The sequence below is a fragment of the Longimicrobium sp. genome (assembly GCA_036389135.1).
In the GTDB taxonomy this organism is placed as follows: domain Bacteria; phylum Gemmatimonadota; class Gemmatimonadetes; order Longimicrobiales; family Longimicrobiaceae; genus Longimicrobium.
The window spans coordinates 107,133-119,779 of sequence record DASVQP010000001.1 but is presented as its reverse complement, the minus strand read 5'-3'; the positions used below and the strand labels follow the sequence as shown (position 1 = coordinate 119,779).

Annotated in this window: 10 protein-coding genes; 3 read left to right on the top strand and 7 right to left on the bottom strand. The window is 69.8% G+C overall.

The features are described 5' to 3' along the window. Positions 1 to 436: 436 nt before the first annotated feature. From VF584_00460 to VF584_00450, 3 genes are all read right to left on the bottom strand, one after another. Entirely contained in the window at positions 437 to 2,878 is a 2,442-nt protein-coding gene (locus tag VF584_00460) for a glycogen/starch/alpha-glucan phosphorylase (protein HEX8208624.1), read from the bottom strand. A 187-nt stretch (positions 2,879 to 3,065) separates the two neighbouring features. Beyond that, positions 3,066 to 4,286, bottom strand: coding sequence for a sensor histidine kinase (locus tag VF584_00455; protein ID HEX8208623.1), 1,221 nt, complete (start codon positions 4,284 to 4,286; stop codon positions 3,066 to 3,068). A gap of 123 nt (positions 4,287 to 4,409) precedes the next feature. Further along, positions 4,410 to 6,113, bottom strand: a complete 1,704-nt coding sequence (locus tag VF584_00450; GenBank protein HEX8208622.1) for a diguanylate cyclase — start codon at positions 6,111 to 6,113, stop codon at positions 4,410 to 4,412. Between the two features lie 211 nt (positions 6,114 to 6,324). On the opposite strand from VF584_00450, the gene VF584_00445 reads away from it, so the two are divergent. Continuing rightward, complete coding sequence (locus VF584_00445; GenBank protein HEX8208621.1) at positions 6,325 to 7,227, top strand: serine hydrolase; 903 nt, start codon at positions 6,325 to 6,327, stop codon at positions 7,225 to 7,227. Positions 7,228 to 7,230: 3 nt separating this feature from the next. Here the strand turns inward: VF584_00445 and VF584_00440 are convergent, their stop codons facing one another. Next, entirely contained in the window at positions 7,231 to 7,434 is a 204-nt protein-coding gene (locus VF584_00440) for a hypothetical protein (GenBank protein HEX8208620.1), read from the bottom strand. A 103-nt stretch (positions 7,435 to 7,537) separates the two neighbouring features. Between VF584_00440 and VF584_00435 the strand changes: the two genes are divergently transcribed. Further along, positions 7,538 to 7,816: an oxidative damage protection protein gene (locus VF584_00435; protein ID HEX8208619.1), complete on the top strand. Its 279-nt coding sequence runs from the start codon at positions 7,538 to 7,540 to the stop codon at positions 7,814 to 7,816. A gap of 205 nt (positions 7,817 to 8,021) precedes the next feature. Here the strand turns inward: VF584_00435 and VF584_00430 are convergent, their stop codons facing one another. Next, complete coding sequence (locus tag VF584_00430) at positions 8,022 to 9,146, bottom strand: DUF1611 domain-containing protein (protein HEX8208618.1); 1,125 nt, start codon at positions 9,144 to 9,146, stop codon at positions 8,022 to 8,024. Positions 9,147 to 9,630: 484 nt separating this feature from the next. Beyond that, positions 9,631 to 10,818 (bottom strand): AI-2E family transporter, encoded by a 1,188-nt coding sequence (locus tag VF584_00425; protein HEX8208617.1) that lies wholly within the window; start codon positions 10,816 to 10,818, stop codon positions 9,631 to 9,633. Positions 10,819 to 10,988: 170 nt separating this feature from the next. On the opposite strand from VF584_00425, the gene mtgA reads away from it, so the two are divergent. Beyond that, positions 10,989 to 11,774 (top strand): monofunctional biosynthetic peptidoglycan transglycosylase, encoded by a 786-nt coding sequence (gene mtgA / locus VF584_00420; protein ID HEX8208616.1) that lies wholly within the window; start codon positions 10,989 to 10,991, stop codon positions 11,772 to 11,774. A gap of 94 nt (positions 11,775 to 11,868) precedes the next feature. Here the strand turns inward: mtgA and VF584_00415 are convergent, their stop codons facing one another. Beyond that, the gene (locus tag VF584_00415) at positions 11,869 to 12,471 is read right to left on the bottom strand and encodes a nucleotidyltransferase domain-containing protein (GenBank protein ID HEX8208615.1); all 603 of its coding nucleotides are present in this window, start codon (positions 12,469 to 12,471) and stop codon (positions 11,869 to 11,871) included. Positions 12,472 to 12,647: the final 176 nt, after the last annotated feature.

Here is a 12,647-nt window from a genome sequence, read left to right as displayed (position 1 = left end):
GCGGTGAGGTGACGGGCGGAACCCCGGCTCTGGATGAGGAAGCGGGAGTTACTGACTAACTCCTTGTCCTGCGGCGAGATGGGGACGGGCTGCAAGATCGGTGACTGGTAATGGGACGCTAATGTAAACTATGTAACGTCCCCGCCGCAAGAATGACAATATCCGCCTTTGGGCGCGCTTCCAGTAGCCGACACAGAAGCGGCCACCGTGCGTCCAATAGCTACGGAACGCGGAAACCCTTGAGCGCTCCCTCTGCGCCGCCACATCTCCAGAATCCTTTGAAAAAGGGTCTCACGAGGAGGCGCGGAGGCGCGGAGGCGCGGGAGAGAACGGCGACTGCATGGCTCACACTGGCTCACACAGAGACACAGAGCCACAGAGGAAAGACAGCGAAGATCTCTCTGTGGCTCTGTGTCTCTGTGTGGGATGCGGTTCGTTACAGCTTCCAGATGCGCTTGGCGTACTCGCGCACCGAGCGGTCGCTGCTGAAGTAGCCGCAGCGGGCCACGTTCAGGATCGCCATGCGCGTCCACCGCTCGGGGTCGCGGAAGGCGGCGTCGACCTCGTCCTGCGCGGCCAGGTAGGCGTCGAAGTCGGCGAGCAGCATGTACTCGTCGTGGTGCAGGAGGCTGTCCACCAGGGGGCGGAAGCGTCCCGGCTCGTCGGGCGAGAGCTCGCCGCTGGCGATGAACTCCAGGACGCGCCGCAGCCGGGGGCTCGCCTCCACCTCGGCGCGCGGGTTGTAGCCCTCCGCCTTGCGCCGCCCCACCTCCTCGGCGGTCAGGCCGAAGATGAAGATGTTGTCGCGCCCCACCGCCTCCGCGATCTCCACGACCGCGCCGTCCAGCGTGCCGATGGTGAGCGCGCCGTTCAGGGCGAACTTCATGTTCCCCGTACCCGACGCCTCGAAGCCCGCGGTGGAGATCTGCTCGGAAAGGTCGCTGCCCGGGAAGATGCACTCCGCCAGCGACACCCGGTAATCCGGGATGAACGCCACCTGGAGCACCTTGCTCACCCGCGCGTCGCCGTTCACCCGGCCGGCCAGCGCGCTGATGAGCTGGATGATCAGCTTCGCCGTCCAGTAGGTGGGCGCCGCCTTGCCGCCAAAGAGCACCGCGCGCGGCACCGCGTCCGGCTTGTCCGTGTCGCGCAGCTGCAGGTACTCGTCGGCCACGCGCAGCGCGTTCAGCAGCTGGCGCTTGTACTCGTGCATGCGCTTGACGTGCACGTCCATCAGCGCGTGCGGGTCGATCTGCACCCCCGCCTCCTTCTTCACCAGCTCCGCCAGCCGCTGCCGGTTGCGCGCCTTGGCCGTGCGCCACTGGTTGCGGAACTCGGCATCCTCCGCGAACGGCTCCAGCGCGGAGAGCTGCGGCAGGTCGGTGATCCACCCGTCGCCGATGGCGCCCGTGATCAGCCGCGACTCGCCGGGGTTGGCCTTGAGCAGCCAGCGCCGCTGCGTCACACCGTTGGTCACCGAGGTGAAGCGGTCGGGCCACAGCTCGGCGAAGTCGCGGAAGATGCGCTCCTGCAGGATCTGCGTGTGAAGCTGGGCCACGCCGTTCACCGTGTGGCTCCCCACGATGGCCAGGTGCGCCATCTTCACCAGCCCGCCGGAAAGGATCGCCATGCGCTCCTCTCGCCCCGGGTCCGCCGCGAATGCCTCGCGGACGCGGTTGCGGAAGCGGCGGTCGATCTCGCGAACGATCTCCAGGTGGCGCGGAAGGAGCCGGCCGAAGAGCTCCTCGCTCCACGTCTCCAGCGCTTCGGGGAGCACCGTGTGGTTGGTGTACGCGAAGGTCTGGCGCGCGATGTCGAACGACTTGTCCCACTCCATCTCGTGCTCGTCCATCAGGAGCCGCATCAGCTCCGGGATGGCGACGGCGGGGTGGGTGTCGTTGAGCTGCACCTGCACCTTGTCCACGAAGTCCGTGAAGGTGCGGCGCTCGGTGAGGTAGCGCGCCAGGATGTCCTGGAGCGTGGCCGAGACGAAGAAGTACTGCTGCTTCAGCCGCAGCTCCTTCCCCTGCCCCGTATCGTCCGGCGGATAGAGGACCTTGGAGATCGTCTCCGTCTGCGTCTTCGCCTCCACCGCGGCGATGTAGTTGCCGCGGATGAAGTCCTCCAGGTCGAACTCCTCGGTCGCCTTGGCGGACCAGAGGCGCAGCGTGTTCACCGTGCCGTTGCGGTAGCCGGGGATGGGGGTGTCGTACGCCATCGCCAGCACGTCCTGCGTCTCCACCCAGCTGAAGTGGACGCGGCCCTCGGCATCCTTTTCACCCAGCACGCGCCCGTAGAACTTCACCGGGTAGGTGCGGTCCGGGCGGGCGATCTCCCAGGGGTTGTCGTCGCGCAGCCAGTTGTCCGCCTTCTCCACCTGCCGGCCGGCGGTGATGGCCTGCTTGAAGATCCCGTGCTGGTAGCGGATCCCGTAGCCGTAGCCGGGGAGCTTCAGCGTGGCCATGGAATCCAGGTAGCAGGCGGCGAGGCGCCCCAGGCCGCCGTTCCCCAGGCCGGCGTCGGGCTCCACCTCCTCCAGCTCCTCCACGCGGTACCCCACCTCCGCCAGCGCCTCGGCGGCGGCGTCCTCCATCCCCAGGTTCAGGAGGGCGTTGCCAAAGGTGCGCCCCATGAGGAACTCGAGCGACAGGTAGTAGACGCGCTTGGCGTTCTCGCTGTGGTAGCGCGCCTGCGTGTCCGCCCAGTGCCCCGCCATGCGGTCGCGCAGCGTCCACGCGGCGCTCATGTAGACGTCGCGCTCGGTGGCCGTGCCGCGGTCGCGGGCCAGGGTATACTTGATGTGGTCGTCGATGGCCCGCTTGAGCGCATCCACACGCGTCGTGCGGCGCCCCGCGTCCAGGACGTTTGCTTCGGACATAGTCAGGAGATACTGAAAGAGATGCGGCGGCCGGGGCGGTCGCCGCGAAGTAAGGATCGTGGCCGTGGAACTGCAATCTCACACGGAGACACGGAGACACGGAGGAAAGGCAAGAAGTCCCTCTCTGTGGCTCTGTGTCTCCGTGTGAGCCATGCAGTTGCGATTCTTGAAGGGATGCTCCGTAAAGCTACCCATCCCCGTCCGCCTGCGGAAGTGCCGCGTGGCGGTCCTCGGCGCGGCGCGATGGGAGCGAGAGCAGGAAGCGCGACCCCGCGGGCCGGTCGAACTCCGCCCAGGCGCGCCCGCCGAGCGCTTCGACCGTCTCGCGCACGATGCTCAGCCCCAGTCCAGTACCCTCGATGCCCGTCACCGTTTCGCCGTGCGCGCGAAAGAAGCGGGTGAAGAGATCGGCGCGCTTCTCCGGCGGCACCCCCAGCCCGTTGTCCTCCACCTCTACCACCAGCTCCCCGCCGGGCGCCAGATGCCCGCCGATCCGCACCCAGCGCGGGTCGGCCGCGGGGTCCGAGTACTTGATGGCGTTGGACAGGTAGTTGGTGAGCGCCAGCTCCAGCGCCGCCGCGTTGACCTCCACCTGCGGCATCTCGGCGTCGATGCGCACCTCCACGCCCGCCGACTGCGCCATCTCGCGGAGCTGCCGCGCCACCTCCGCCACCACGCTGGGGAGCACCACGTTGCGCTGGCGGCGCATCCCGGGATCCATCCGCGACAGCTCGATCAGGTTCTCCAGCGCCCCCTGCATGGCGTGCGCATTCTCCACCACGATGCGCGCGAAGCGCTCCCGCCGCGCCGGGTCGGCCGAGATGTCGGGGTCGGCCAGCAGCTGCCCCGCCCCCAGCACGGCGCCGATGCGGTTCTTGAGCTCGTGCGACACCATGCGGTTGAAGCCGCGCAGCCGCTCCTCGCGCTCGTTCACCCGCTCGGCGCCCAGACGCAGGTAATGGGTGGTGGTCACCTGCTGGATGATGGTGACGGCGCGGAAGAGGCGGTGCGCGCACGCCAGCAGCTCGGAGCGTGTGCACTCCTCGTCGATGTCGTCGACCGTGCGCACCAGGAACGCGAAGAGGACGCCGCCCAGGATCTCGTACTCCTTGAGGATCTGGTGCGCGTCGAAGCCCTGCGAGTAGCGCAGCTCCCCCAGCTCGATGGCCTTGGCGGTGACGGGCGCGTCGGCGCTGATCTCGTCCGCGGGGTCTTCCATGTAGTCCGCGATGCGGTCCATCAGCAGCGGGACGTGGTTCAGCAGCTCGTCGGTGGGAAAAACGCGGTTGGGGTCGATCGCTACGCGCGCCACGATCCGCTCCAGCCAGCGGCGCGTGAGATCTTCCCGGGCTTCGCGCATCCGCCCGGCGAGCGCCGCGGCGAGCCTGCAGTTGATGTTGATCTCCATCGCGCTCGCGACTCGCCTTGAGGGTAAGTGGGATCTCCACAAGCATGTTGCAGGCCACGGGCCGTGCCGTATTCTGCATCGCAACCGCGGCTCACACAGAGACACAGAGGCAGACGGAAAGAACTACGTTGCTTCGGCGATGGTGGGCCGCGTACCGAGCACGGACTGGTTCCGCCCACGCTGCTTGGCCTCGTACAGCGCCTCGTCGGCCGTCTGCATGAGCGTCGTGGGATTGATTCCGGGGACGGCCTCGGCGATCCCCAGGCTCGCCGTCACCTGGAACGGCTCGCCTTCCGGCGTGCTGAAGCGCTCGGCGGCGAGCGCGGCGCGGAACTGCTCCGCGAAGCCGCGCGCCTCGTCGGCGGAGCGGTCGACCACGATCACCGCCAGCTCCTCGCCGCCGATGCGCGCGGCGAGGTCCACCAGGTGCGCCTGGTGCAGCAGGAGCTGGCCCACGCGCGCGAGCACCTCGTCGCCCGCCACGTGGCCGTAGCGGTCGTTCACCTGCTTGAAGTGGTCGAGGTCGATCAGCACGAGGACGAGCCGCAGGCTGCTTCGCTCGAGGCTGGCGAGATGCTGGGAGAGGGTGTCGCTGAAGACGCGCCGGTTGGCGAGGCCGGTGAGCGCATCGGTGTTGGCGCGCGCCTCCGATGCCGCCCAGTGCCCCGCCGTCGTCCGTCCGAAGACGAGCAGGAGTCCGATGAAGCCGAACCAGAAGAGCCCCGGCACTCCGGGGATCAGCGTCAGGGGGCGCACGACGCCGTACTCCGCCAGCAGGTCCGCGATCACGGTGCCGGCAAACACCGCCACGCCGCCCACGAGCGGCCTCGCCAGCGGCGCGTTCCTCCGCGCCTCCGCCACGATGCGCCCCACCAGGAAGGCGATCCCCAGCAGCACCGCCGCGTCCAGGATGGTGTGCGGCAGGTGCACGCGCCGCAGCGGGAGGAAGAGGACCAGGGGGATGGAAAGCGCGTAGACCGCCAGCGCCGCCTTCTCCCACACCCTGAAGCGCAGGTCGAAAAGCGCCCGCACCAGCATCGCGGTCGAGAGCGCGGCCATCACCTCGGCCAGGATCAGCCCGCGCAGCCGGTCGGAGACGGGGATCACGCTCTGGTAGAGGGCCGGCGCGAACCCCAGCCCGTGCAGCGCCACGCTCAGGCAGAGGAGCGCGAACCAGAGGTTCTCGGTGGTGGTGTGGCGGACGGTGAAGAAGAAGAGGAGGTGGTACACCCCCAGCGTGGCGAAGATGGCCACCAGCACCGCGATCGCGAGCTCCCCGTGCGGCTCCCTCTCCATCATCACGGCGGCCGGCCCGAACCTCACCGGCGCCATCACCCCGCCCGTGGCGCGGTCGTCGAACACCCGGATCGCCAGCAGGTGATCGGGGCCCCTGCCCAGCGCGACGGCGCCGGGCGGCACCGGCACCAGGCGCGGCCCCGCGGACTCACGGAAGCGCGGCGGCAGCGATCCCTCGGCGGCGATCCTGCGCCCGTTCCAGAACAGTTCGTACGCGCCGCCCACGTTGGGCATTCGCACCGCCAGCGCCTCGTCCCCGCGCACCGCGGCGGCGGGGATGCGGGTGCGGTACCAGACCCACCCCTCGTGCCCGGGCAGCGCGCGGTGCCAGCGTCCGAACGCGCGCAGCGGCATCCACCCGGGCCCATCGCCACCCGCCGCCCATGCCGTGTCGTCGCCCGCGCGGATCTCCCAGCGGCTCGCCGGCAGACTGGTGACCTGCGCATGGCCGGCGGACGCCGCGCCCATCGCGAGCAGCGCAGCCAGGGCGAGCCACCGCGGGATGCGGCGGTTCTGCAGAGCCATCATCATAAAGGAGGAGAACAGCGCGAAAGGAGACAACTGCGGATCGGGTTCGGCGGAGCCGGTGCTGCGGAGCGTCCCCTGAATGTGCACCGGAAACGCATGGCAGACCAGTGCGGCGCGCGAAACGCCGCGGCGTGCACGTGATCCCATTTCCCCGCGTGCATCCGCGGCGTACGTTGCGTGCACCCGCATCTCCCCACGCAACCCGGCCGCGCCCATGCTCGCACGCACCCTCGCGCCCCTCCTCCTGCTGGCCGCCTGCGCACCCGCGGCGCCGCGCCCCGTCGCCCATGCCGCGCTGGAGGCGGAGGTGCGCGACATCATCCGCCGCGCCGCCGGCGACACGGCCGAGGTCTCCGTCGCCTTTCGCGACCTCGCCACGGGAGACTCGCTCCTGATCGACGCGCGCAAGACGATGCACGCGGCCAGCACCATGAAGGTGCCGGTGATGCTGGAGCTCTTTCGCCGCGCCGACGCGGGCGAGCTGCGCATGGACGAGCTCGTACCGGTGAGCAACGAGTTCCGCAGCATCGCAGACGGCAGCACCTACACCCTGAGCCGCGCGGACGACAGCGACACCACGCTCTACGGGCGCGTGGGCCAGCGCGTGCCGCTCCGCGAGCTGCTGGAGCGGATGATCACGCGCTCCAGCAACCTGGCCACCAACCTCCTGATCGACCGCGCCGACCCGCGCCGCATCGCCACCACGCTTGCCGGGCTGGGCGCGAGCGAAGTGAAGGTGCTGCGAGGCGTGGAGGACGGCCCCGCCTTCCGCGCCGGGATGAACAACGCCACCACCGCGTACGGCCTGATGCGCGTGATGGAGGCGATCGCCGGCGGGCGGGCCGCATCGCGCAGCTCCACGGACGAGATGCTCGCGATCCTGGGACGGCAGGAGTTCCGCGAGATGATCCCGGCCGGGCTGCCCGCGGGGGTGCGCTCCGCCAACAAGACGGGTAACATCACCCGCATCGCGCACGACGCCGCCATCGTCTTCCCCGACGGCCGCGCGCCCTACGTGCTGGTGGTCCTCACCCGCGGCTTCGCCCGTGACAGCGTGGCCGCGGCGACCGGGCGCGACATCTCGGCCGCCGTCTACCGCCACGTCGCGCGGCGCTGAGGCTCACTCCTCGGAGGCGGGGCGGACGGCCTCGATCCGCTCCCCCTCGCGCACGCGCGCGCGCCCGCTGTTCATCGACCGGCGCTCCTCTCGAAGCCCGTCGCCGAGGGCGACCTGAAGGATGACGTGCGCGGCGCGGGTGAGGGCGGGGTTCCAGGTGGCGGTGCGGCCGTCGTCGGAGAGGCGCGCGGGGATCGGCTCGGTCATGCGGAAAACGGGGGATCGGATGGACGGGGGAGCGCCGCAAAGCTAGATTCGGGCGGCGCGCCGCACCACGCGGCGCGCCCCTGACACGACCCGAGGACGACACATGGCCGAGATTACCTGCGTCCGCTGCGGACAGAACAAGCCGGCGCTTCCCTTTCCGCCGTTCAACAACGACTTCGGCAAGCGCATCCAGGCGGAGATCTGCCAGGAGTGCTGGGCGCAGTGGCTGAAGCACCAGACGATGCTCATCAACCACAACGGCCTCAACCTGCGCGACCCCGAAGCCCGCAAGTACCTTCTGGAGAACACCGAAAAGTTCCTCTTCTCCACCGGCGACGCCGAGCAGGTCGACACCACGAAGCAGGGCACCATCCAGTGGTGAGCTGATCGCCGTCTGCGCAAAGCTGAGCGCCGTTCCCGGGTCCGGGGGCGGCGCTTTGGTTTGGCGGGTGGGTGGAGGCCGGAGATGGGCGGGCGAGTGAACTCGCTGCAACAACAGCACAAAGTCCGCCTTCGCGGACTCGGGGTCTGATGCCGGCGTGCACGAGCCGGCTTTAGCCGCCTTCCCGTGGTTCCAGCCGGGGGCTTCAGCCCCCGGTTCCCGCGGTTGTTGGACCACTCCGCCCCGCATTTCGACCCTCCACCTTCCGCGCCTGCTCCGCCAGCACCGCATCCACCAGCGGCGCGGGGTCGAAGCGCACGGGGTCGGTGGCGGGGAGGCCGGTCTCGTCCTGGGTGCGGGCGACGGCGTCGCGGGCCTGGGCATCCGTCAGGTCCCAGGTGTTCAGCGAGACGGCGATGACGCGCGAGGGCTTGAGCGGCTCCACGACCGCCTCACACAGGCGGATGGCGTCCGGCACGGGGGGGAGCGGCATCCACCTGTACGCGCCGTTGCCGCCGTACGGAAAGGTGCGCGACGGGAGGTGGCAGAGGATCATCGCGTCGGGGAGCGTGCCGTGGACGAGCCCCATGGTGACGCCGGAGTAGCCGGGGTGCACCAGCGACCCCTGCCCCTCCACCAGCACGATGTCGTTGCCGTCGCACGCCTGCAGCACCAGCCGCTCCGCCGCCCCGGCGATGAAGTCCGCCACCACCGAGTCCACCGCGATCCCCCACCCCTCGATCAGGAGCCCGGTCTGGCCGGTGGCGGCGAATCCCACGCGCGCGCCGCGGGCCCGTAGCGCGTTCCGCACCTGGAGCGCCGCCGTCATCTTCCCGATGTTGCAGTCCGTCCCCACCGTCAGCACGGTGAGGGGCTCCACGTCGCGCGCGAGGCCGTGCGCCACCGGCAGCCCCGGCGGCGGCTTGCGCAGATCGTGGATCCGCACCCCCGCGCGCCCGGCGAGCGCCGCCAGCTCCGGGTCGTCGCCCAGGTAGAAGTGCAGCCCGCTCACCACGTCGAGCCCCGCCGCGATGGAGGCAGCGAGTACGCCGCGCCACGAATCCGGGAGCTGCCCTCCCTGTGGCGCGATCCCCACCAGGAGCGCCGTGGGGGCGCCGCGCAGCCCCTCCTCCACCGTCCCCACCACCGGAATCGCGCCGCCGAACCCCAGCACGTCCTGCACGGTGCGGCCGGCCTGCGTGGAATCGAGCACCGCCACGATCCGCTCCGGCAGGTACCGGATCGCGCTGTTTGCGGTCTTGCTGGTGAGCGGGCCGAAGAGGGCTTCGGTGAGGATCAGGTAACGGTGCGTGGCGAGTGTATGGGGCACGGGAGTCTGGAAGTGCGTGAGTGCGGAAGAAAGTGCTAAGTGCTAAGTGCTAAGTGCTAAGTGCTAAGTGCCAAGTGCCCAGTGGCTGCCGCGACGCACCAGGCCCACCGCACGACTTGGCCCCCCGATTGTCATCCTGAGAGAGCCGCCTCGCGGACATGCGCGGCTCACTCCGGGGCTCCTGCGGCGAACGAAGGAACCAGCCGGCGAGCCGAGAGAACGGCGGGACCTGCGAGCCTCTCGGCACGTGCAGTAGATCCTTCACTCCGCGCCACGGGTCGGAGGAAGGGCCGGGACGGTGCAGCGCGTCGTCAGGATGACAATAGGGGGGGTGCCATGGGCAATCGCGCCGTCCCTGCTGTCCCCTGTCCCCTGTCCCCTGTCCCCTGTCCCCTGTCCCCTGTCCCCTGCTGTCCCCTGTCCCCTGCTGTCCCCTGTCCCCTGCTGTTCCCGTTCCCCGTTCCCCAATTCCCCCGCCGTCCCCTCACCGCGGCGCCGCGCCCGCCTCCTCCAGAATCGCGGGGATGCTCACGGAGCCGGCGGGGAGGCGAAGCACGCTCTCCGGCAGGCGCACCTCCGCGGGGGCGTCGCGCACGAAGCGGCGGAAGCCCTTCCCCTCCAGGAGGCGGTGGACGTAGATGCGGCGCACGATCACCATCACCGTCGCCAGCACGGGGACGGCCACCAGGAGGCCCGTCAGCCCCATCAGCTCGGCCATGATCAGGACGCTCAGGATGGAGAGCACCGGCGGCAGGTGCACCCGCCGCTCCATGATGAGCGGGTGGATGAAGTTGGCCTCCACGATGTGGATCACCACCCCCAGCAGCACCACCAGGAACGCCCGCCCCAACCCGCCCGACCCCAGCACGAAAAGCGCCGGGAGCAGCGTGGAGACGAGCGTCCCAAAGAACGGCACCATCACCACCACCCCCGTGAACACCCCGAACGCCAGCGCGAACGGCACGTCCAGCAGGAGGAGGCCCACGTACGTGAGCGCGCCCAGAAAGAACATCGCCAGGATCTGACCGCCGATCCACGCGCGCAGGCTGCGCCCCAGGTCCGCCAGGATGTCGCGGACCAGCTCGCGGTGCACCGGCGGCGTCAGCGAGATGATCCCCTCGCGGTAGAGGCCGGGGCGGAGCGCCATGTACATCCCCATCACCAGCACGCTGATGAAGTTGATCAGCACGTGCAGCGTGCCGAACAGGTACGGCACCAGCCCCGCGAAGTACCCGCCAGCGCTCGACATCATCGTCGAAACCTGGTTCTGAAGCTCGGCGGGGGGGAGCGCGGCGGCGAGGATCGGGTAGCCGCTCACCAGCTCCGTCAGCCGGTCCACCCCCTGCGACATCAGCTTGGGAAGCGCCGCGATCAGCTCCTGCGTCTGGTGCAGCACGGGGGGGATCACCAGCCAGAAGACCCCCGTCGCCCACACCGCCGTAAAGAGCAGCGCCAGCGGCAGCCCCAGCGCCGGGCGAATGCGGAAGCGGTCCTCCAGGAACTCCGAGATGGCGGTGAGATACACGGCGAAGAGCGCCGCCAGGAACACCAGCAGCAGCACCTCGGCCACGCTGTACACGAACAGGAGGAGGAGCACCGTGAACACCGTCGCGGTGAGCACCGCGTACGGGGAGCGCTCCGTGGCTGCGACCCTGCGTTCCTGGCCTGGCATGGGGCACTGCGGGTTGGATGGGCCCGGCGCCGCGCTCGGCGGCGCCTCCTTTTCGCAACCTAGCCGCGGCACCGGGGTTTGGAAAGCGGGCAAGCGGTCGCGCGGAACGGCTCCTGCGGCTGCATCGGCTCCCGACGCCAGCGCGACGCAACGCCTTTCACGAGCACCCGATGAACGACAGGAAGCCGCCCCATCACGTGCACCAGGACCCCGACGCGACGCTGCTCTGGGAGCCACCCGCCCGGCCGGGCGCGCCGGCGCCCGAAGCCGCGGCGCCGCCTCGCACGCGGCGCGCGCGCGTGTGGCGCGTGGTGAAGTGGGTGCTCTGGGGGCTGCTGGCGTACTACCTGTTCTGCGTCCTGCTCCTGGTCGTCTACCGCTTCGTGCCGCCGCCCACCACGGGCGTGCGCATCGAGCGCCGCATCCAGGCGCTCGTCGCCGGGCGCGAGTACGAGGCGCGGCGGGAGTGGGTGCCCCTCGCGGAGCTGCCTCGCCACCTGCCCCGCGCCGTCGTCGCGGCGGAGGACGGGCGCTTCTGGCAGCACCGCGGCTTCGACTTCAAGGAGATGATGAACGCCCAGCGCGAGGCGGCCGGCGGCGTGCGCTTCCGCGGCGCGTCCACGCTCACGCAGCAGCTGATGAAGAACCTGTTCGGCTGCACCTGCCGCAACCCGGTGCGCAAGCTGTACGACCTGGCGCTCACCCCCGCCGCGGAGCTGATCCTGGGCAAGAACCGGATCCTGGAGCTGTACGCCAACGAGGTGGAGTGGGGCGACGGCGTCTATGGCGTGGGCGAGGCGGCGCGGGAGCACTACGACGTGAGCGCCCGCCGCCTGACGCGCACGCAGTCCGCGGGCCTCGCAGCGCTCCTCCCCAACCCGCGCGAGCGCACCCCCCGCAACACCCCCGAGTACCGCCGCGAGATCCTGCGCCGCATGAGCTTCCGCGGCTGGTGAACGGCGGCTGCCGCAGACAACAATCCCGACCTTGGTGAGGTCGGGATCTGCCGTTCCGGCTACGCCCCCAACAGGATCTCGACGGCGGAGGGGATCACGCGACCCCTGCTAGCGCGTCCTCCGAGCCCGCGATCCAGCGCTTGGGACCGCGAAGCGCCGCGGTCACGAACCCGCCGTCACCCCCCTCCAGAACGCGCTTCAGTTTGCCGCGGGTGAAGCGCTTTACGTCCACTTCGCGGTCGAGGAGAAGCTCCGCGGAAGTCGTGGCGCGTCCCAGGTCGGCCGAGACGATTTCGTCACCCAGGATGAAGAGGTCCACGTCGCTCTCGGGACGCGCTTCCCCGCGGGCGACAGAGCCGAAGACGAACGCGGCTTCTACGCCGGCGACATCCGCGAAGGCTTCCGTTAGGACCTCCGCCGGATCGGCAAAGGATCGCACCAGTGCGAAGAGCGCCTTCCAGCGCGGGTTCGCGTGCTCCAGCCGGTAGACAACCGTGTCGTTCTCCCGCGACCGCTCCAGAATCCCCCACCGTTCGAGCCGTCGCAGCTCCGTCTGGAGAGAGCGGCTGCCAAGCCCGGTATGCCGTTGCAGGGCGCGAAAGTGCAGCCGCGCGTCCGGGCGCACCGCGAAGTGCAGCACCAGGCGGGCAAGGGCGCGCGAACCCATGACATCGAAGAGGGGGCTGTCGTTCCTCAAGGTTGTTCTCAGTCGGATGTGCGCTCAAAAGTAGCGCACGAAAGATGTTGCGGTCAAACTCGGCAGGGAACGCGCCGACCATGCGGTGAGGGATGCGCGAATCCCAGAGAGAGAGGGAGCCGGCTTACAAGCTGGCTCCCTTTTCTGTCTCTTCGAGGCGTGTGCAGCCGGTCAGA

What these genes read in the sequence shown, in the direction of transcription:
- VF584_00445 (HEX8208621.1), top strand. Translation starts at nt 6,325, where the DNA reads ATGCTCGCACGCACCCTCGCGCCCCTCCTCCTGCTGGCCGCCTGCGCA.
- VF584_00455 (HEX8208623.1), bottom strand. Translation starts at nt 4,286, where the DNA reads ATGGAGATCAACATCAACTGCAGGCTCGCCGCGGCGCTCGCCGGGCGG.
- VF584_00425 (HEX8208617.1), bottom strand. Translation starts at nt 10,818, where the DNA reads ATGCCAGGCCAGGAACGCAGGGTCGCAGCCACGGAGCGCTCCCCGTAC.
- VF584_00440 (HEX8208620.1), bottom strand. Translation starts at nt 7,434, where the DNA reads ATGACCGAGCCGATCCCCGCGCGCCTCTCCGACGACGGCCGCACCGCC.
- VF584_00435 (HEX8208619.1), top strand. Translation starts at nt 7,538, where the DNA reads ATGGCCGAGATTACCTGCGTCCGCTGCGGACAGAACAAGCCGGCGCTT.
- VF584_00450 (HEX8208622.1), bottom strand. Translation starts at nt 6,113, where the DNA reads ATGATGATGGCTCTGCAGAACCGCCGCATCCCGCGGTGGCTCGCCCTG.
- VF584_00460 (HEX8208624.1), bottom strand. Translation starts at nt 2,878, where the DNA reads ATGTCCGAAGCAAACGTCCTGGACGCGGGGCGCCGCACGACGCGTGTG.
- mtgA (HEX8208616.1), top strand. Translation starts at nt 10,989, where the DNA reads ATGAACGACAGGAAGCCGCCCCATCACGTGCACCAGGACCCCGACGCG.